18 protein-coding genes are annotated in these 18589 nt (G+C 70.8%); 10 read left to right on the forward strand and 8 right to left on the reverse strand.

The window, feature by feature from the left end; all coding sequences use genetic code 11:
- Positions 1 to 89: 89 nt before the first annotated feature.
- Together ACSP97_RS17615 and ACSP97_RS17620 are read right to left on the reverse strand one after the other, a co-directional pair.
- The gene (locus tag ACSP97_RS17615) at positions 90 to 1067 is read right to left on the reverse strand and encodes a pirin family protein (RefSeq protein ID WP_355146369.1); all 978 of its coding nucleotides are present in this window, start codon (positions 1065 to 1067) and stop codon (positions 90 to 92) included.
- A 127-nt stretch (positions 1068 to 1194) separates the two neighbouring features.
- Positions 1195 to 1677, reverse strand: coding sequence for an SseB family protein (locus ACSP97_RS17620; protein WP_071828465.1), 483 nt, complete (start codon positions 1675 to 1677; stop codon positions 1195 to 1197).
- Between the two features lie 195 nt (positions 1678 to 1872).
- Here ACSP97_RS17620 and ACSP97_RS17625 point away from each other — a divergent pair, with 195 nt between their 5' ends.
- From ACSP97_RS17625 to ACSP97_RS17635, 3 genes are all read left to right on the forward strand, one after another.
- On the forward strand, positions 1873 to 3699 hold the full coding sequence (locus tag ACSP97_RS17625; protein WP_355528720.1) for an acyl-CoA dehydrogenase: 1827 nt from the start codon (positions 1873 to 1875) through the stop codon (positions 3697 to 3699).
- A 228-nt stretch (positions 3700 to 3927) separates the two neighbouring features.
- On the forward strand, positions 3928 to 5181 hold the full coding sequence (locus tag ACSP97_RS17630; RefSeq protein WP_440558450.1) for a M18 family aminopeptidase: 1254 nt from the start codon (positions 3928 to 3930) through the stop codon (positions 5179 to 5181).
- A gap of 66 nt (positions 5182 to 5247) precedes the next feature.
- Entirely contained in the window at positions 5248 to 5505 is a 258-nt protein-coding gene (locus ACSP97_RS17635) for a DUF6458 family protein (RefSeq protein WP_355146375.1), read from the forward strand.
- Here ACSP97_RS17635 and ACSP97_RS17640 read toward each other — a convergent pair.
- On the reverse strand, positions 5493 to 7337 hold the full coding sequence (locus ACSP97_RS17640; RefSeq protein ID WP_440558245.1) for an NHL domain-containing thioredoxin family protein: 1845 nt from the start codon (positions 7335 to 7337) through the stop codon (positions 5493 to 5495). The two genes, ACSP97_RS17635 and ACSP97_RS17640, sit on opposite strands and share 13 nt — an antisense overlap.
- 152 nt (positions 7338 to 7489) lie before the next feature.
- Here ACSP97_RS17640 and ACSP97_RS17645 point away from each other — a divergent pair, with 152 nt between their 5' ends.
- Positions 7490 to 7984, forward strand: a complete 495-nt coding sequence (locus tag ACSP97_RS17645) for an LURP-one-related/scramblase family protein (protein ID WP_440558247.1) — start codon at positions 7490 to 7492, stop codon at positions 7982 to 7984.
- Positions 7985 to 8015: 31 nt separating this feature from the next.
- Here the strand turns inward: ACSP97_RS17645 and ACSP97_RS17650 are convergent, their stop codons facing one another.
- Positions 8016 to 8831, reverse strand: a complete 816-nt coding sequence (locus ACSP97_RS17650; RefSeq protein WP_358270096.1) for a carbon-nitrogen family hydrolase — start codon at positions 8829 to 8831, stop codon at positions 8016 to 8018.
- Positions 8832 to 9013: 182 nt separating this feature from the next.
- Here ACSP97_RS17650 and ACSP97_RS17655 point away from each other — a divergent pair, with 182 nt between their 5' ends.
- A complete protein-coding gene (locus tag ACSP97_RS17655) occupies positions 9014 to 9838 on the forward strand; it encodes a maleylpyruvate isomerase family mycothiol-dependent enzyme (RefSeq protein WP_355146383.1) in 825 nt (274 codons plus the stop codon).
- A 77-nt stretch (positions 9839 to 9915) separates the two neighbouring features.
- Complete coding sequence (locus ACSP97_RS17660; protein ID WP_358673526.1) at positions 9916 to 10668, forward strand: SAM-dependent methyltransferase; 753 nt, start codon at positions 9916 to 9918, stop codon at positions 10666 to 10668.
- 21 nt (positions 10669 to 10689) lie between these two features.
- Here ACSP97_RS17660 and ACSP97_RS17665 read toward each other — a convergent pair whose 3' ends face one another.
- A complete protein-coding gene (locus ACSP97_RS17665; protein ID WP_355146387.1) occupies positions 10690 to 11985 on the reverse strand; it encodes an MFS transporter in 1296 nt (431 codons plus the stop codon).
- Positions 11982 to 12653 (reverse strand): GntR family transcriptional regulator, encoded by a 672-nt coding sequence (locus ACSP97_RS17670; RefSeq protein ID WP_355146390.1) that lies wholly within the window; start codon positions 12651 to 12653, stop codon positions 11982 to 11984. The genes ACSP97_RS17665 and ACSP97_RS17670 overlap by 4 nt, the downstream gene beginning before the upstream one ends.
- A 186-nt stretch (positions 12654 to 12839) precedes the next feature.
- Here ACSP97_RS17670 and ACSP97_RS17675 point away from each other — a divergent pair, with 186 nt between their 5' ends.
- Positions 12840 to 13742: a D-alanyl-D-alanine carboxypeptidase family protein gene (locus ACSP97_RS17675; RefSeq protein WP_355146392.1), complete on the forward strand. Its 903-nt coding sequence runs from the start codon at positions 12840 to 12842 to the stop codon at positions 13740 to 13742.
- Between the two features lie 133 nt (positions 13743 to 13875).
- On the opposite strand, the gene ACSP97_RS17680 is transcribed toward ACSP97_RS17675, so the two are convergent.
- Positions 13876 to 14673, reverse strand: coding sequence for a hypothetical protein (locus ACSP97_RS17680; RefSeq protein WP_440558250.1), 798 nt, complete (start codon positions 14671 to 14673; stop codon positions 13876 to 13878).
- 181 nt (positions 14674 to 14854) lie between these two features.
- Positions 14855 to 15373: a hypothetical protein gene (locus ACSP97_RS17685; protein WP_440558251.1), complete on the reverse strand. Its 519-nt coding sequence runs from the start codon at positions 15371 to 15373 to the stop codon at positions 14855 to 14857.
- Positions 15374 to 15845: 472 nt separating this feature from the next.
- On the opposite strand from ACSP97_RS17685, the gene ACSP97_RS17690 reads away from it, so the two are divergent.
- The 3 genes from ACSP97_RS17690 to ACSP97_RS17700 are packed head-to-tail and all read left to right on the forward strand — an operon-like array spanning position 15846 to position 18580.
- On the forward strand, positions 15846 to 16271 hold the full coding sequence (locus tag ACSP97_RS17690; RefSeq protein ID WP_355146398.1) for a WXG100 family type VII secretion target: 426 nt from the start codon (positions 15846 to 15848) through the stop codon (positions 16269 to 16271).
- A 57-nt stretch (positions 16272 to 16328) separates the two neighbouring features.
- Positions 16329 to 16640 carry a WXG100 family type VII secretion target gene (locus ACSP97_RS17695; protein ID WP_070024379.1) on the forward strand — a complete coding sequence of 104 codons (312 nt, stop codon included), beginning with the start codon at positions 16329 to 16331 and terminating at the stop codon, positions 16638 to 16640.
- Positions 16640 to 18580 (forward strand): RNase A-like domain-containing protein, encoded by a 1941-nt coding sequence (locus ACSP97_RS17700; RefSeq protein ID WP_355528740.1) that lies wholly within the window; start codon positions 16640 to 16642, stop codon positions 18578 to 18580. The genes ACSP97_RS17695 and ACSP97_RS17700 overlap by 1 nt, the downstream gene beginning before the upstream one ends.
- Positions 18581 to 18589 lie beyond the last annotated feature (9 nt).

Consider the following 18589-nt stretch of genomic DNA (forward strand, 5'->3'; position numbering starts at 1 on the left):
CGGGTCCGGGCGGGTGAGGAAGGCCCCCGCCGGGACGTCCTCGGCCCGGCGGGGGCCTCCTCGTTCTGTGGCGCGGCGGCGCCCCGGGTTCAGGCCCCGGGACCCTCGTCCGTCATGCCGTGCACCGCCGGGACCGTCCCCAGACGGCCCTTCTGGTAGTCCTCGAAGGCCTGCATCAGCTCGTCCTTGGTGTTCATGACGAACGGGCCGTAGTGGGCCATCGGCTCGCGGATCGGCCGGCCGCCGAGGAGGACGACCTCCAGGTCCGGCGTGTTGCCGTCCTGCTGCTCGTCCGCACGCACGGTCAGCGAGGACCCGGCGCCGAAGACCGCCGTCTGGCCCGTGCGGACGGGACGTCGCTCGACGCCGACGCTGCCGCGGCCCGCCAGCACGTACGCCAGGCCGTTGAAGTCCTCCCGCCAGGGCAGGGTGATCTCCGCGCCCGGCGCGAGCGTCGCGTGGACCATGCTGATCGGGGTGTGCGTGATGCCGGGGCCCGCGTGGCCGTCCAGTTCGCCCGCGATGACCCGGAGCAGCGCGCCGCCGTCCGGCGAGGTCAGCAGCTGGACGCTGCCAGCCCGGATGTCCTGGTAGCGCGGGGCCATCATCTTGTCCTTGGCGGGGAGGTTCACCCACAGCTGGACCCCGTGGAAGAGGCCGCCCGAGACCACCAGGTGCTCCGGCGGCGCCTCGATGTGCAGCAGGCCGGCGCCGGCCGTCATCCACTGGGTGTCGCCGTTGGTGATGGTGCCGCCACCGCCGTGACTGTCCTGGTGGTCGAAGACGCCGTCGATGATGTAGGTGACGGTCTCGAACCCGCGGTGCGGGTGCCAGGGGGTGCCCTTGGGCTCGCCCGGCGCGTACTCCACCTCGCCCATCTGGTCCATCATGATGAACGGGTCGAGGTGGCGGTAATTGATCCCCGCGAACGCCCGGCGCACCGGGAAGCCCTCGCCCTCGTAGCCGCTGGGAGCGGTGGTGACGGTGAGCACCGGCCGCGCCACGGCATCGGCGGGAGCGGTCACACGGGGCAGCGTCAACGGGTTCTCGACGGTCACTGCAGGCATGGTGGCTACCTCCTTCGTACGCCCAGTTTAGTTGAGCGTTGAACTTTCCGCCACCCACAACAGAAAGAGCCCGGAGGGCATTCCCTCCGGGCTCCTCGAACGGCCACTCTCAGCCGTACGGGCGATCTCAGCCGTACATACGGCGCATCGCGTAGTCCACCATCTGCTCGACCGCCTTCGCGTCGAACACCATCCGGTGCTCGCCCTCCATGTCCAGGACGAAGCCGTAGCCGGTCGGCAGCAGGTCGATCACCTCCGCGCCGGTGATCACGAAGTACTTGGACTCCTTGCCCGCGTACCGCCGCAGCTCCTTGAGCGAGGTGAACATCGGGATCACCGGCTGCTGGGTGTTGTGCAGGGCGAGGAAGCCGGGGGTGTCGCCGCGCGGGCAGTACACCTTCGACGTGGCGAAGATCTGCTGGAAGTCCTCGGGGGACATCTGCCCGGTGGTGAACGCGCGCACCGCGTCCGCGAGCGACGGCGGGGACGGCTCCGGGTAGAGCGGCGGCTGCTGGCCGTACCCGCCGGCCCCGCCCGCCATCTGCTGCTGCCCCGACGTGTACTGCTGCTGCGCGGCGCCGCCGTCCATGGGCTGGCCGTATCCGTACATGGGCGCAAGCGTACCGAGGGAATGGCCGCCGCAGGGATGGACCCGAACGGCCCGCGGGAGTAGACCCTTCTCACACTTGTCGGGACAGGGGTTGCGCCTTATTACCGACGGGTAGCATCATCGTAGCTACTTGTTGGTACGTGAACCGAATGCGAGGAGTCAGTGCCTCGCCGATCCCTCAACGGAGCCGTCGCCATGGGGCACTACAAGTCGAATCTCCGCGACATCGAGTTCAACCTCTTCGAAGTACTCGGGCGCGACAAGGTGTACGGCACCGGCCCGTTCGAGGAGATGGACGTCGAGACCGCCAAGAGCGTCCTGGAGGAGCTGACCCGCCTCTCGGAGAACGAGCTGGCCGAGTCCTTCGCCGACGCCGACCGCAACCCGCCCGTCTTCGACCCGGAGACCAACACCGCCCCGGTGCCGGCGTCCTTCAAGAAGAGCTACCAGGCCTTCATGGACTCCGAGTACTGGCGCCTCGGCCTGCCCGAGGAGATCGGCGGCACCACCTCGCCGCGCTCCCTGATCTGGGCCTACGCCGAGCTGATCCTGGGCGCCAACCCGGCCGTGTGGATGTACTCCTCGGGCCCGGCGTTCGCCGGCATCCTCTTCGAGGAGGGCAACGAGGTCCAGAAGCACATCGCCAAGGTCGCCGTGGAGAAGCAGTGGGGCTCCACCATGGTGCTCACCGAGCCCGACGCGGGCTCCGACGTGGGCGCCGGCCGCACCAAGGCCGTGCAGCAGGAGGACGGCTCCTGGCACATCGAGGGCGTGAAGCGCTTCATCACCTCGGGTGAGCACGACATGTCGGAGAACATCCTCCACTACGTGCTCGCGCGCCCCGAGGGCGCCGGCCCCGGCACCAAGGGCCTGTCCCTCTTCCTCGTGCCGAAGTACCTGTTCGACTTCGAGACCGGCGAGCTGGGCGAGCGCAACGGCGTCTACGCCACCAACGTCGAGCACAAGATGGGCCTGAAGGCCTCCAACACGTGCGAGATGACCTTCGGCGACAAGCACCCCGCCAAGGGCTGGCTGATCGGCGACAAGCACGACGGCATCCGCCAGATGTTCCGCATCATCGAGTTCGCCCGCATGATGGTCGGCACGAAGGCGATCTCCACCCTGTCCACCGGCTACCTGAACGCCCTGGAGTACGCCAAGGAGCGCGTCCAGGGTCCGGATCTGGCCAACTTCATGGACAAGACCGCGCCCAAGGTCACCATCACCCACCACCCCGACGTGCGCCGCTCGCTGATGACGCAGAAGGCGTACGCGGAGGGCATGCGCGCCCTGGTGATGTACACCGCCTCGATCCAGGACGCGATCCAGATCAAGGAGGCGAACGGCGAGGACGCCACCGCCGAGCACGCCCTCAACGACCTGCTGCTGCCGGTCGTCAAGGGCTACGGCTCGGAGAAGGCCTACGAGCAGCTGGCCCAGTCGCTCCAGACCTTCGGCGGCTCCGGCTTCCTCCAGGAGTACCCGATCGAGCAGTACATCCGGGACTCCAAGATCGACACCCTCTACGAGGGCACCACCGCGATCCAGGGCCAGGACTTCTTCTTCCGCAAGATCGTCCGCAACCAGGGCGCCGCGCTGAACTCGCTCGCCGAGGACATCAAGAAGTTCCTGGCGCTCGGCACCGGCGGCGAGGAACTGGCGGGCGCCCGCGAGCACCTGGCCAAGGCCGCCGTCGAGCTGGAGGCGATCGTCGGCCTGATGCTGACCGACCTGTCCGCCACCCAGGAGGACGCCAAGAACATCTACAAGGTCGGCCTGAACACCACCCGCCTGCTGCTCGCCTCCGGCGACGTCATCGTCGGCTACCTGCTGCTCAAGGGTGCCGCGGTCGCCGCCGAGAAGCTGGCCACGGCCTCCGCGAAGGACAAGGCGTTCTACACCGGCAAGATCGCCGCGGCGAAGTTCTTCGCCGCGAACGTCCTGCCCGGCGTCACCCTGGCCCGCAAGGTCGCCTCGGGCGTCGAGCTGGACCTGATGGAGCTGGACGAGGCCGCCTTCTAAGACCTCGCCCCGGACGCTTCCGGACGATTCGGATACGCCTTCCCGACGTTTGGGACGTCCCCGTCGTATCCCCGCACGGGCCCGCTTCCCCTTACCGGGAGCGGGCCCGTGCACGTCGTTAAGGTGAATCCCATGAGCGCACCATCCAGCCCGTCGCCCGCCGCCACCCCTCCCGCGAGCGCTGCGCGCGCACCCCTCACCTTCGACCGCGGCCACACCGACGACCTGATGGCCTTCCTCGCGGCGAGCCCGTCGCCGTACCACGCCGTGGCGAACGTCGCCGAGCGGCTGGAGAAGGCAGGCTTCAGGCAGGTCGCCGAGACGGACGCCTGGGACGGCACCAGCGGCGGCCGGTTCGTGCTGCGCGGCGGTGCGATCGTCGCCTGGTACGTCCCCGAGGGCGCCGCGCCGCACATGCCCTTCCACATCATCGGCGCGCACACCGACTCCCCCAACCTGCGGATCAAGCCGCGCCCGGACAGCGGGGCGCACGGCTGGCGCCAGGTCGCCGTGGAGATCTACGGCGGCCCGCTGATGAACTCCTGGCTCGACCGCGACCTGGGCCTGGCCGGCCGGCTCACCCTGCGCGACGGCTCCACGGTCCTGGTGAACGTGGACCGGCCGCTGCTGCGGGTGCCGCAGCTGGCCATCCACCTGGACCGCTCGGTGAGTACCGAGGGACTCAAGCTGGACAAGCAGCGGCACCTCCAGCCGGTGTGGGGCCTGGGCGACGAGGTGCTCGACGGCGATCTGATCTCCTTCCTGGAGCAGGAGGCCGGCCTCGACGCCCGTTCGGTGGCCGGCTGGGACCTGATGGTGCACCCGGTGGAGGCACCGGCCTACCTCGGCCGGGACCGCGAACTGGTCGCCGGGCCGCGCATGGACAACCTGCTGTCGGTGCACGCGGGCGCGGCCGCGCTGGCCGCCGCCGCGACCTCCGCCGCCTCGCTGACCCACATCCCGGTGCTGGCCGCCTTCGACCACGAGGAGAACGGCTCGCAGTCCGACACCGGCGCCGACGGCCCGCTGCTCGGCTCCGTCCTGGAGCGCTCGGTGTTCGCCCGCGGCGGCTCCTACGAGGACCGCGCCCGCGCCTTCGCCGGCACCGTGTGCCTGTCCTCGGACACCGGCCACGCCGTGCACCCCAACTACGCGGAACGGCACGACCCGACGCACCACCCCCGGGTCAACGGCGGCCCGATCCTCAAGGTGAACGTCAACAACCGCTACGCCACCGACGGTTCGGGGCGCGCGGTGTTCGCCGCGGCCTGCGAGCGGGCGAACGTCCCCTTCCAGCACTTCGTCTCCAACAACTCCATGCCCTGCGGCACGACCATCGGCCCGATCACCGCGGCCCGGCACGGCATCCGCACGGTCGACATCGGCGTGGCCATCCTCTCCATGCACAGCGCCCGCGAACTGTGCGGCGCCGACGACCCGTTCCTCCTCGCGAACGCCCTGACGGCTTTTCTGGAGGGCTAGTCGGAAAGCCCCGGGGTACCCGGACGAGACCGGAGATTCCGGAACCGAAAGGGGAGGCGAAGCCTCATGGGGCTCGGCGGATGCATCATCCTCATCGCCGTGGGGGCCATACTCACGTTCGCTACCGACTGGCACATGAACGGTGTCAACCTCACGGTCGTCGGCCTGATCCTGATGGCCGTCGGCCTGATCGGCACCGCCACGTTCAGCGGTATCGCGCGGCGTCGGCGGGTCGTCGTACCGCCGACGCCGGTCGTGGAGGAGGAACCCCACCACCATCACCACCACACCGGCGACGGCTACACGGACGGCTACGGCATCTGAGAACCGCCCTCCTGCTCGTCCACGCCCGCCAGGACGAGCGGCAGGCGGTCCGCCGCACCCTCGGTGAGGCGGACCGGGATGCCCCAGTCCCGCTGGTGGACATGGCAGGCGGGATACTCGACGCCCGGGTCGTCGTCGCAGGACGCGGCCGTCGCGGATATGTGCAACACCCCTTCCCGGACGGCCGGGTCGAGCTCCAGCTCACGGCTCAGGCCGGTGTCCGCTCCCTCGCCCTCGAGCAGCAGCTCGGGCGGGGTCGAGGAGACCAGGAGGCGGGTGGCGGGGCCGAAGCGGTCGTCGGGTTTCCGGCCCGCGGGCGCCTGGAAGACCACGTCCAGCCGGAGGCGGCCGGGGTTGACCTCGGTGGCCGCGCGCCGGGTCCGGTGGGCCACCGGTGCCACCCGCACCGCCTCCTGGGGCAGCCGCAGCCGGGTCAGCTGGTGCCGGGCCGACTCCACCACCACGATGTCCTCGCCGACGAGCACGGCGCCGCCGGGCTCGCGCAGGTCCGTGGCGAGCGTCGAGACCTCGCCGGTCGCCGGGTCGTAGCGGCGCAGGGCGTGGTTGTAGGTGTCGGCGACCGCGACCGACCCGTCCGGCAGCGCGGTGACACCCAACGGATGCTGGAACAGGGCCTGTTCGGCGGGGCCGTCGCGGTGTCCGAAGTCGAACAGGCCGGTGCCGACGGCGGTGTGCACCGACCCGTCGGGGTCCACCCAGCGCAGCGCGCTGGTCTCGGAGTCGGCGACCCACAGCCGGTCGGCGGTGGCGGCGAGCCCGGAGGGCTGGGCGAACCACGCCTCGGTGGCGGGGCCGTCGACCAGGCCCTCGTTGGTGGTGCCCGCGGTGACACCGACGGTCCGCGTCACCGGGTCGTAGGCCCACAGCTGGTGTGTGCCGGCCATGGCGATCCACACCCGGCCCTGCCACCAGGCCACGTCCCAGGGCGAGGAGAGGTCCACCTCGCGGGCCGGGCCCGAGACCGGTGAGCCACGCCACCACTGCTTGCCGGTGCCGGCCAGGGTGGTCACCTCGCCGGTCGAGAGGTCCAGCCGGCGCAGGGCGTGGTTGACCGTGTCGGCGACGGCCACCGAGCCGTCGTCCAGCAGGGCGAGACCCTGCGGTTCGTTGAAGGCCGCCTGGCGCGGGCCGCCGTCCGCGAGGCCCCGGGCTCCGCTGCCGAACCGCCGCAGCACCGTCTCCCCGTCCGCCGCCAGCTCGACCAGCTGGTGCCGGGTGGTGTCGCTGACCAGGAAGCCGCCGGAGGGCAGCAGCAGGGCCTTGCCCGGGAAGCGCAGGGTCGTCGGCTCCGGCTCCGGCGGGACGTACGGGCCGTCGCCGCGGCGCAGGGTGCCCTTCGCGCCGTGCTCGGCCTCCAGCTCGGTCACCAGCCGCTCGATGGCGTGCACATGGCCCTCGCCCGCGTGCTGGGCGACCACGTACCCCTCCGGGTCGATCACCACGAGCGTCGGCCAGGCGCGCACCGCGTACTGCTTCCACGTGGCCAGCCGCGGATCGTCCAGGACCGGATGTGCCACGCCGTACCGCTCCACCGCGTCCGCGACCGCCCGGTGGTCCGCCTCGTGCGCGAACTTAGGCGAGTGCACGCCGATCACCACCACCGTGTCCCGGTGCCGCTCCTCCAGCTCGCGCAGCTCGTCCAGGACGTGCAGGCAGTTGATGCAGCAGAAGGTCCAGAAGTCCAGGACGACTATGCGTCCGCGCAGGTCGGCCAGGGTGTAGCGGCAGTCTCCCGTGTTCAGCCAGCCGCCCTCGCCGGTCAGCTCGGGGGCACGGACGCGGGGGCGTCGGGGTCGCGCGGAGTCGGTCATGGCTCCAGAGTGCCACCCGCCCCCGACATCCCGCCGGGCCTGTGGACAACCGCGCAACTCACCCGCGCGGCCTGTGGAAAAGCGGTCCGCGCCCGGCCGATCGCCCTGTGTGCGGCCGTGATGAATCCGCCGTACCGGGGAAGGGCTCAGGCATGAGATTCCTGGTACGCGACCGGATCCTCGGCATCGGCGAGGACTACTGGATCGAGGACGAGCACGGCCGGAAGGTGTTCCTCGTCGACGGCAAGGCGATGCGGCTGCGGGACACCTTCGAGCTGAAGGACGCCCACGGCCGGGTCCTGATCGACATCCACCAGAAGATGTTCGCGCTGCGCGACACGATGGTGATCGAACGGGACGGCGAGGGCCTGGCCACCATCCGGCGCAAGCGGCTGTCCCTGCTGCGCAACCACTACCGGGTCGCGCTGGCGGACGGCACCGAACTGGACGTCAGCGGGAAGATCCTCGACCGCGAGTTCGCGGTCGAGTACGACGGCGAGCTGCTGGCCGTGATCTCCCGGCGCTGGCTGCACCTGCGGGAGACCTACGGGTTGGACGTCGTACGCGACGACGCCGACCCGGCGCTCCTCATCGCGGTCGCGGTGTGCGTGATCCACCTGGCGGAGAAGGAGCGGGAGCACGACTGAACCCCGGCCGCCGGCCCTGCCCGGCGGACCCCTACCGCGTCGGCGGGGCCAGTCCGAGGACGCGGTCCTTCAGCGCCGGGAACTGCTCGCGGGTGGCGGCCACCCTCGCCGGGTCGAAGTCGACGGTGAGGACCTCCTCGCCGGGACCGGCCTCGGCCAGCACCTCGCCCCACGGGTCCACCACGATCGAGTGACCGGCCTGCGGAACTCCCGCGTGGGTCCCGGCCGTTCCACAGGCGAGCACGAACGCCTGGTTCTCCACCGCCCGCGCCTGGGCCAGCAGCGTCCAGTGCGCGCGTCGCCGCTCGGGCCAGCCCGCCGGGAGCACCAGCACCTCGGCTCCGGCGTCGACGAGTCCGCGGAAGAGCTCGGGGAAGCGCAGGTCGTAGCAGGTGCCCAGGCCGAGCGTGGTCCGCGGGTGCCGGACCGTCACCAGGTCGCGTCCGGCGCCCATCAGCACGGCCTCGCCCTTGTCGAAGCCGAAACGGTGGATCTTGCGGTAGGCGGCGGCCAGTTCGCCGGAGGGGGAGAAGACGAGGGAGGTGTTGTAGAGCGTGCCCTCGCCGGTGGCGCCGTCGCCGGAGGGTGCGCGCTCGGGGATCGACCCGGCGTGCAGCCACACGCCCGCGTCGGCCGCCGCCTTGGCCATCGCCTCGTACGTCGGGCCTTGGAGCGGCTCGGCCTCGCGGCCGAAGTCCTCGTAGGCGAAGGCACCGGTGGTCCACAGCTCGGGCAGCACCACCAGGTCGGCCCCGGCCTGTTCACGCACCAGCGAGGCCGCGCGCCGCCTGCGCGAGGCGATCGATTCGCCCTCGTCGACGGCGATCTGGATCAGAGAGGCGCGCACACTACCACCGTCCTGGCATTCGAGTCGTCCACACGGGCCTACGATCGTCACGCGAAAGCACTGCCGGGGTGCCTGCCAGCAGCGTAACTTAGCTTCCCAGACACCCGCCGACGTGCAGCCGCCGCCCGCTGGCAACGCCGCCACAACCTGCCCGTGTACCGACCGCCGAGGGGTCCCGTTCCGTGAGTCTGCATCCCACCCTCCAGCCCTACGCCGACGCCTGGACGCACTCCATCGACGCGATATCCGAGATGGTGCAGTCACTGGTCGAGGGCGAGTGGAACCGGCGGACACCATGCCCGGGATGGTCGGTGCGCGACATCGTGTCGCACGTCATCGGGATGGACTGCGAGCTGCTCGGCGACCCGCGCCCCATCCACTCCCTGCCGCGCGATCTCTTCCACGTCACCACCGACCACCAGCGCTACATGGAGATGCAGGTCGACGTCCGCCGCCACCACACGGCGCCGGAGATGACGGCCGAACTGGAGTACACGGTCATCCGCCGCAACCGCCAGCTGCGCAACGAGAACCGCGACCCCTCCGCCACGGTGCGCGGACCGCTGGGCAAGGACATCACCCTCGAACACGCCTACCGGATGCGCGCCTTCGACGTCTGGGTGCACGAACAGGACCTGCGCACGGCCCTCGGCCGCCCCGGCAACCTCGACTCGCCCGGCGCGTACGTCACCCGTGACGTCCTGCTGGAAGCGCTGCCCAAGATCGTCGCGAAGGACGCGAACGCGCCGCGCAGTTCGGCCGTCGTCTTCGACGTGAGCGGGCCCGTCGAGTTCCTGCGCACCATCCGCGTCGACATCCAGGGCCGCGGCACCCTGGAGACCGCCCCGGCGCTCGGCCCGGTGGCCACCCTCACCCTCGACTGGGAGACCTACGTCCGGCTGGCGTGCGGCCGGGTGACCCCCGAGGCGGTGGCGGACCGCGTCAAGACCGACGGCGACCAGGACCTGACGAAGGCCATCCTGCACAACTTCGCCGTGACCCCGTGAGGTTCGCCCGGCCCCGGGGGACCGGGTCGCCCGCAAATCGGTGGTGACGGCCGGGGCATCCTTCTAGCGTGCCCGGCATGACCTCTGCCCTGCCCCGGCTCACCCGGCTCACCTTCCACGGCCCCCTTTCCGCCGCCCGCGCCGACGCCGTCGTCCGGCGCCTCGCCGCGAACCGCCCCCGCACCGTCCTCGACATCGGCTGCGGCTGGGGCGAGTTGCTGCTCCGGATACTGGCGGCGGTGCCCGACGCCACCGGGACCGGCGTCGATGTGAACGCCGAGGACCTCGCCCGCGCCCGGCGCGGCGCCGAGGAACGCGGACTCGCCCACCGGGTGGAGTTCGCCGAGGAGTCCGCCCTCGGCACCCGGCGGGGTCCGGCCGACCTGGTGCTCTGCCTGGGCGCCACCCAGGCCCTCAGCCAGGCCGAACCCGCCACCGCCGAGGCCCTGCGCGAGCTGCGCCGTCTGGTGAGCGACGACGGCCGGGTGCTGGTCGGCGAGGGCTTCTGGGAGCGGCCGCCGACCGAGGCCGAACTGTCGGGCATGTGGCCGGGCGCCGGCGCCGGCGACCACTACGACCTCAAGACCCTGCTCGATCTCGCCGTCGCCGCCGGTTTCCGGCCGGAGTGGACCGAGACCGCGAGCCGCGAGGAGTGGGAGGAGTTCGAGTCGGGCTACCAGGCGGACCTGGAGGTCTGGCTCGCCGCCCACCCGGACCATCCGCTGGCGGCCGAGACCCGGGCCCGCCTGGACCGGCACCGGGCCCAGTGGATGAACTACCGGGGCGTCCTCGGGATCGCCTACCTCACCCTCGTGCCGGATCGGCGCTGACCCCGGGCCCGGCCCCCGGGCTCACGCGGGTACGTGCACCGTCTCCACCCGGCTGGCCACCAGCCGCTCCCGCTCCCTGCGGGCCGCCCGGCCGCGCAGCCGCAGGATCTGGCTGAGGCCGAGCGCCTGGAGGACGAACACCGCGCTGAACGCGACCGTGTAGTTGTCGTTCGTCGCGTCCAGCAGCACGCCGATCGCGAGCAGCGTCGTCATCGAGGCGATGAAGCCGCCCATGTTGGTGATCCCGGAGCCGGTGCCCTGCCGCTCGGGCGGGTTGGCGGGGCGGGTGAAGTCGAACCCGATCATCGAGGCCGGACCGCACGCGCCGAGCACCACGCAGAGCACGATCAGCAGCCACATCGGCGCGTGCGCACCGGGGTGGAAGATGGTCGCCGCCCACAGCAGCGCCGTCGCCGCGACGGTGCCCAGCGCGAGCGGCAGCCGGGCGGTGTGGTGCCGGGCCACGACCTGGCCGTAGACCAGGCCCACCACCATGTTGGACAGCACCACCAGGGTCAGCAGTTCGCCGGCCGTGGCCCGGCTGAGGCCCTGCGCCTCGACCAGGAACGGCAGACCCCACAGCAGCAGGAAGACCATCGCCGGGAACTGGGTGGTGAAGTGCACCCACATGCCGAGGCGGGTGCCCGGTTCGCGCCAGGCCTCGGCGATCTGCCGGCGGACGTAGGCGGAGCCCTGGTGCCTGGACGGCTCGGGCTCGTGCCCCTCGGGGTGGTCCTTCAGGAAGAGCAGCGTCAGCACGAGGACGACCACGCCGGCCAGCGCGCTGCCCGCGAACGCCTGCGTCCAGCCGATGCTGTGCAGCAGCCGGGCCAGGACGAGGGTGGAGATCAGGTTGCCCGCCATGCCGACCAGGGCGGCGAGCTGCGCGACCATCGGGCCGCGCCGGGCGGGGAACCAGCGGGTGCCCAGTCGCAGCACGCTGATGAAGGTCATCGCGTCGCCGCAGCCCAGCAGCGCCCGGGAGGCGAGGGCGGTGCCGTAGGAGGGGGAGAAGGCGAAGCCCAGCTGCCCGATGGTGAACAGCACGGCGCCCAGCCCCAGCACCTTCTTGGTGCCGAGCCGGTCGACCATCAGGCCGACGGGTATCTGCATGCCGGCGTAGACCAGCAGCTGGAGTATGGAGAAGGTGGACAGCGCGGAGGCGTTCACATGGAAGCGGGCCGCCGCGTCGAGGCCGGCCACCCCCAGCGAGGTGCGGAAGATGACGGCGACGAAGTAGACCGCGACGCCTATGGACCACACCACGACGGCTCGCAGGCCGCCGGGCGGGTCGCTCGGAAGGGTGACCTTGCTCATCGGGCCTCCCCCCGCGCGAGCAGCGACACCCGGCTCACGTGCCGGTGCACGACCCCGACGGCCGCGTCCGTGTCCCCGGCCCGCAGCGCCTCCAGGATCTCCTCGTGCTCGGCGAGGGTCCTCGCGACCCGGTCGGGGTGCGAGTACATGACGGCGACGCCCATCCGCAGCTGGCGGTCGCGCATCTGGTCGTAGAGGCGGGAGAGGATCTCGTTGCCCGCGCTGCGGACGATCTCGGCGTGGAAGCAGCGGTCGGTCGCCGCGGCCCCGGCCAGATCACCCGAGGCGACCTGCGCCTTCTGCTGCTCCAGCAGCTCGGCCAGCCGCTCCACCAGCCCCGGCGGGGCGGGTACGGCCTTGCGGGCGGCGTACTCCTCCACCAGCAGCCGGGTCTCCACCACGTCGGAGATCTCCTGCACGGAGACGGGCAGGACCAGTGCGCCCTTCTTGGGGTAGAGCCGGATCAGGCCCTCGACCTCCAGCCGCAGCAGTGCCTCCCGCACGGGGGTGCGCGACACCCCTACGGCCTCGGCCAGCTCCCCCTCGGTGAGGAGGGTGCCGCCCTCGTAGCTGCGGTCGAGGACGCCCTGCTTGACGTGGGCGTAGACGCGGTCGGCGGCGGGGGGCTGTTTGGTGGGCGGGGAGGAGTGCGGGACGGCCGTCTTCATGCCCACAGGATAGATACAACAGGTACGCAACGCGTACCGGTATCCACGATGCGGACATGACCTGAATCACCCCCGGCGGCCGCACAACCTTCTGTGCTACCTACATGTCACACATGTGCGGCCCGACTCTCGCCACCTCAACTCGGCCGCATCCAGGGGCATTCCAGACAATCGGGGTATATCGCTTTGATTACCGGCATCAAGGGCATCCGCCTCCGCCGAGCCACCGCCGTCGCCGTCACCTCCGGCGCGCTGCTCGCCGCCGGCGCCCTCTCCGCGGCGCCCGCGCAGGCCGTCACGACGCCTTCGATCGTGGCCAAGGGCGGTTATGTGATGAACAACGCGAACGGTTCGTCGCTGTACACCAAGGCCGCGGACACCACGCGATCCACCGGCTCCACCACCAAGATCATGACCGCGAAGGTCGTGCTGGCGCAGAAGAACCTCAACCTCGACGCCACGGTGACGATCCAGAAGGCGTACAGCGACTACGTCGTCAAGAACAACGCCTCCCAGGCGCACCTGATCGTGGGCGACAAGGTCACCGTCCGCCAGCTGCTGTACGGCCTGATGCTGCCGTCCGGCTGCGACGCCGCCTACGCCCTCGCGGACAAGTACGGCTCCGGCTCCACCCGCGCCGCCCGCGTGTCCAACTTCATCGGCAAGATGAACAGCGCCGCGAAGAGCCTGGGCCTCAAGCACACGCACTTCGACTCCTTCGACGGCATCGGCAACGGCAAGAACTACTCGACGCCGCGCGATCTGACGAAGATCGCCAGCAGCGCGATGAAGAACTCCACGTTCCGCACCATCGTCAAGACCAAGTCGTACACGGCCAAGACGAAGACCAAGACCGGCGGCACCCGCACGATGGGCACGTGGACCAACACCAACACGCTGCTCAGCAGTTACAGCGGCACCATCGGCGTGAAGACCGGCTCCGGCCCCGAGGCGGGTTACTGCCTGGTCTTCGCCGCCACCCGGCACGGCAAGACGGTCATCGGCACCGTCCTCTCCTCCAGCTCCGTCAACCAGCGCCAGTCGGACGCCACGAAGCTCCTCAACTACGGCTTCGCCAAGCTCGGCTGACCTCCTTTCGGACACCCGGGCCCGTCGCACCCAGCGGCGGGCCCTTTCTGCTGCCCGAACCCGGGCGGAGCATCCGGGGAGGACCGGCCGGGGTGCCGCGATGAAGGTCTCGGAGACGGCCCCGGGGCCGGCGTCAGTCCCAGCCCAGCCGGTCGTAGGTCTTGAAGGTGTACGAGGCGTCGTAGGTCATCAGGTTCCCTTTCGCCGCGGGCAGTCCGAGGCGCCTGTCGAGGACGGTGGTGAGGGGACCGCAGTGTTCGGCGGCGGGCACCGTGAAGGTGTCGTCGTAGGCCGAGAACTCGATCAGCGGCGGGTCCTGGGAGACCCAGGTGGACGGGCCCGAGCGCGTCAGCCGGAAGTCCACGGGGGTACTCGCGCCTATCTCGCAACCGGGCGCCGGGCCCGGGCCGAGGAGACGGAAGCGGAGGCTGAACCGGCCGGTGTAGAAGTCCGAACTGCCGCCGTACACAGGCTGTATCGCGAGGTGCCGGACGGGGCCGGGGCCTGCCGCCGGCAGGGCGGTCGGCGTGGTGCGCATCGCTCCCCACACCTGCCCGTCGCCGCCGTCCGGCAGGGGGCCCTCGGCGTGCGTCATGGTGATCGGGGCGAGCTGCACGGACACCTTGCCCATGGTCAGCCTCGGGGCCGCCGTGTGCACTTCGCATCTCCAGCGGGCCGGGTCGACACCGTCGGGAAGGGCCGGGCAGTCACGGAAGCCGGCCGCGGGCACCGGGGTCGTGGCGGAGGCGGATCCGGCGGACCGGGACACCGACGACGGACCGGCGGGCGGGGACGCGGCCGGGCGGGGCGCGGAGTAGGCGGCGCCGGGGGCGCAGAGCGCAGCCGTACCGGCGAGGACGGCGGCGCCCGCCAGGACCACGGCGCGACGGGCGTGACCCGAACGGCGGTCGGCTGCAAGGGATTTCGTCATGGCACCAGCGTGCCGCCCGCGATCACATCCTCACCATCCGTGACATCCCTGTCGGAACCCTGAACCTCCCCTGATCCCCCGTCAGGGATCGGTGCCCGTTCCGGCCGCCTCCCGGACGCATGAGGCCCCTGCCCGTGTGTCGCGCACGGACAGGGGCGGCTGACGGGCCGCGCCGGGGCGGTCAGACGCTGCCGTTGTAGTAGGTGACGTCCCAGTGCAGGGCGCCCTTCCTGGGCTTCTCGTAGGCGTAGACGTTGCCGCCGGACGACTTGTAGAGCTTGGCGCCGTCACCGCGCGTGCCCGCCGAGCGGAAGTGCTTGCGGATGTAGGTGTCCAGGCAGTTGGTCACGTGCAGGTCGACCTTGTAGCCGTTGTCGTGGCGGTACTTGCCCGTCCGGCTGTGGCCCTTCTCGGTGCCCGCCGTGACCGTCACCGCGCAGTGGCTCGTGCGCTTCAGCGCGATGACGCCGGCGACGGTGGTGCGGCGGATGCCCGTGAACGACGTGCACCTGCTGTCGTTGCGGTTGTCGCAGTGCCCGGACGAGGTCCACGACACTCCGTGGGCCCGGAACTCCTTGGCCGCCTGGGCATGCGTGTACGTCACCGGAGCGGCGGCGGAGGCCGGCACGGTGGCGGCCAGCGGCAGGCCGAGCGCGGCCACGAACACGGTGGCGAGAGCGGAACTACGCAAACCAGTCACCTTTTCCTTCGCGTTCCTTCGAGGAAGCTCTTCGTCGAGAGTGGTTCACCGGGCGGGTACGGCGCGCGGCGCGACGACGGCCGGGGGTCGGACCGGCGGCGGCCATGGCCACGGCGGCGAACAACACCGTGAGCCCGCGGGTCCGGCCGGATTGCGTCGTCATCGAACCTCTGGAGCGAAGAGCGGAACTGCGCCTGGAGCCGGGCACCCGACTCCGGCAAGGAGAACTCTGGCCACCGTCCGGGAGCGCTGAGAAGGCGCGCCGGACGGGCGCGTGAGGTGTGCGCCGGGGGTGCGTCCCGCCGGCGCTCCCCGGAGCCCGCCGGGCGTGCTCCCGGTTCACCCGCAAGGCGGACGGGAGTTGACGGCCGAGGTCCCCGACGCGGGCTCGGGCCAGGTCACTTCCGGAGAGACCGCCGTAGAATGACTCCGTCGGTGGGCCAGTGGTGCCGCCGACGACGGGGGGTACGACATGAGCACTCGACGGACCGGGCAGGAGCACGGGCAAGGCGCCGACCTGCATGTCTCGTCCCAGGACCTCACCAAGCTGGCGAACGACCTCGGCCATATGCAGGACCATCTGGACCAGCAGGTCAGACGCATGGACGAACTGGTCGACCGCATCGAAGCCGGCTGGCAGGGCCCGGCGGCGCGGGCGTACCGGGAGTTCCACCGTGCGGCGGCGGAGGACGCCGTGCGGATCCGGGAAGTGATGAAACAGCTCGAGGAGGCCGTGCGGTTGAGCCGCGACGGCTTCAGCTCCGACGATCTGCAGGTGCTCGAGCACATGCGGCGGATCCACATCGACATCGGCAGCGCCGTCGACAAGCTGTCCACACCGAACACCGGAGCCGACGGCACACCGGCTCCCCCGCGCAGCGCACTCGACGGCTTCTGACGCTCCGGGACGCCGGACCAGACGCTCTGCCACGATTACCGACACAAGGGGGGCACCATGTCGACCGGTTCCGCCGACGACCACATCACCGTCTCGTTCTCCACCCTGCACGAACTCGCCTCCGACCTGGAGGACATCCTCAAGCAGCTCAACGGCCGGCTGGAGGACCTGTTCGACCGCGTGGAGCCCGTCGTCCTGTCCTGGAAGGGCGAGGCCCGCGAGGTCTTCGTGCAGAAGCTCGACGAGTGGGACCGCTCGGCCCAGGACCTCCAGGCGGCCCAGAAATGGCTGCACGCGTACGTGACCACCGGCCACGCCAACTACGCGGCGGCGCACCGTGCGGTACTGCGCGGCTGGGGAGCGGCCTGATGGCGACTCCGTCCCCGCCGCAGCCGTCCCCGTCCACCAGTCCGTCGGCGAACCCGAACCCTCCGGCCGAGCCGAGCGAGCCCAAGCTGCCGGACCCCAGTCCCGGCCCGTCCCCGGACCCGAACTACAAGCCGCCTCCGCCGCCGCCCACCGGCGCCGACGGCCGGCCCTCGGACGCCCGCCGCAAGTGGGAGCGGGAACAGCTGAAGCAGCCCGCGCCGGGGAGCGACGGCAAGGGTTTCCACATCGAGCCCGCTCACGTGTACTACACGTCCGCGCTCATCCGAGACGAACAGTTCACCTTCCACAAGGCCGCCACGCAGCTGGTCGAGGACGTGCACCACCGGCAGGCGGCCGGAAAGGGATCGGGCGCCGACGACTTCGCGAAGGCGTACGACGAGGTCGCCAAGCTGTTCCTGGAGGTCTGGGCGAAGGCCGTGGCCAGCATCGGCGGGGTCGCCGTCGGACTGACCCTCACCGCGAACAACTACGTGGCGGCCGACTGGTCGTCCCGCGGCATCTTCGGGCCGCCCCCGCGCAGGGATCCTCCGATCGGCGTGGGCAAGGTGTCCTACGGCCCGGTCGCCTCGATCAAGTGGACGGGCACCGGCGACGGCACGGACGTCCCCATCCTGGGCGCGATCGGCGACGTACCCGACTTCCTGGCCGGTTTGATCAAGCCCGCCGTCGAGGAAGGTCTGCGGCTGGGCAAGACCGCCGAGATCACGCCCGGGGCCGAGACCGACGACCTGCGCAGCATCGGGAACGCCTGGGAGGCCGCGGGCAAGGCCGCGCAGAAGTCCGCGGACGCGTTCACCGGCTGCATCGGGTACCTGACCGACGACGGCAACAGCGATTGGCAGGGCGCCATGAACGCGTTCTGCCAGTCGATCTGGGGCACCACCGCCTGGGGCCGCAGCTGGAAGCCGGACGGTGGCTTCATGGGCCCGGGGGACACCGGCGGCCGGGACTGGCGCACCAATCCCTCGGTGGCGCCGTCCGCCCGCCGCCCCATCATCGACGTCCTGAAGAAGACGGGCGACGAGATGAAGACGGCGTTCCACGACGCGGCGACCGCCGCGGAGAAATGCCGCAAGATCACCGAGCACCTGGCCACCGAGGCGGCCAAGGCGACGGTCAAGGATCTGACGCCCGACGGCTTCAGCTGGGACGAGTTCACCAAGCTCGCCGCCATCGCGACGTTCGGCAAGGTGGTCGCCGTCTTCCGGTCGCACATGGACAAGTCCGGTGCCGACAAGGCGGTGGAGGACTACCACAAGGCGTTCCACGAGCAGGCGGACAAGCTCAGGGCACTCATACCCGAGCTGCACGAGGCGTCGCTGAGCGCTCCGACGTATGTGGCGGAGGAGGCGCGCGCGGAGGCGTTCGGCGCACGCTCGCTCAACGACTTCAAGAACGAGCACAAGTGGAGCACGCCGGGGGACGCGGACCACGGGGTCTACAAGGTCGATCTCGCGTCGACGGAGTGGATGCAGAACTCGCACACCGTCACCAAGCACGTCGGCCTGACGGACGAGCAGTTGGCGCAGCGGCTGCGGGACGAGCTGAAGAAGCCGCCCCGCCCCGGAACGGACTGGCCCTACGGCCAGCCCATGGTCGGGGAGGCGTCGACCTTCACCGATCTGGAGTCCGCGCAGAAGATGACGCAGTACAACATCGACCAGAATTCCAAGCAGATCAGCGAGTGGATAGCCGAGCAGAAGGAACAGGAACCCGGTAAACGGAAGCGCCTGGACATCAGCGTCCCCAATACCCCGTACGGCGACAGCGGCCGGAGCATCAGCAAGACGGAGCTCAAGAGCGATCCCTTCCCGGCGGACAAGGCGAGAAATGTGCAGGGCGTCGAAACACGTCTCGTGTACAACGAGGATCTCGATCCCCCGTTCACCGTCATGACCTCGATGCCGAAGAACCTTTGAGACGTAGGA

It is taken from the genome of Streptomyces sp. SCPE 10 (genome assembly GCF_051980735.1).
In the GTDB taxonomy this organism is placed as follows: domain Bacteria; phylum Actinomycetota; class Actinomycetes; order Streptomycetales; family Streptomycetaceae; genus Streptomyces; species Streptomyces misionensis.

Excerpts from the sequence above, each read along its gene's own strand:
- ACSP97_RS17615 (WP_355146369.1), bottom strand. The coding sequence starts at position 1,067 with ATGCCTGCAGTGACCGTCGAGAACCCGTTGACGCTGCCCCGTGTGACC.
- ACSP97_RS17620 (WP_071828465.1), bottom strand. The coding sequence starts at position 1,677 with ATGTACGGATACGGCCAGCCCATGGACGGCGGCGCCGCGCAGCAGCAG.
- ACSP97_RS17625 (WP_355528720.1), top strand. The coding sequence starts at position 1,873 with ATGGGGCACTACAAGTCGAATCTCCGCGACATCGAGTTCAACCTCTTC.
- ACSP97_RS17630 (WP_440558450.1), top strand. The coding sequence starts at position 3,928 with ATGGCCTTCCTCGCGGCGAGCCCGTCGCCGTACCACGCCGTGGCGAAC.
- ACSP97_RS17635 (WP_355146375.1), top strand. The coding sequence starts at position 5,248 with ATGGGGCTCGGCGGATGCATCATCCTCATCGCCGTGGGGGCCATACTC.
- ACSP97_RS17640 (WP_440558245.1), bottom strand. The coding sequence starts at position 7,337 with ATGACCGACTCCGCGCGACCCCGACGCCCCCGCGTCCGTGCCCCCGAG.
- ACSP97_RS17645 (WP_440558247.1), top strand. The coding sequence starts at position 7,490 with ATGAGATTCCTGGTACGCGACCGGATCCTCGGCATCGGCGAGGACTAC.
- ACSP97_RS17660 (WP_358673526.1), top strand. The coding sequence starts at position 9,916 with ATGACCTCTGCCCTGCCCCGGCTCACCCGGCTCACCTTCCACGGCCCC.
- ACSP97_RS17665 (WP_355146387.1), bottom strand. The coding sequence starts at position 11,985 with ATGAGCAAGGTCACCCTTCCGAGCGACCCGCCCGGCGGCCTGCGAGCC.
- ACSP97_RS17670 (WP_355146390.1), bottom strand. The coding sequence starts at position 12,653 with ATGAAGACGGCCGTCCCGCACTCCTCCCCGCCCACCAAACAGCCCCCC.
- ACSP97_RS17680 (WP_440558250.1), bottom strand. The coding sequence starts at position 14,673 with ATGACGAAATCCCTTGCAGCCGACCGCCGTTCGGGTCACGCCCGTCGC.
- ACSP97_RS17690 (WP_355146398.1), top strand. The coding sequence starts at position 15,846 with ATGAGCACTCGACGGACCGGGCAGGAGCACGGGCAAGGCGCCGACCTG.
- ACSP97_RS17695 (WP_070024379.1), top strand. The coding sequence starts at position 16,329 with ATGTCGACCGGTTCCGCCGACGACCACATCACCGTCTCGTTCTCCACC.
- ACSP97_RS17700 (WP_355528740.1), top strand. The coding sequence starts at position 16,640 with ATGGCGACTCCGTCCCCGCCGCAGCCGTCCCCGTCCACCAGTCCGTCG.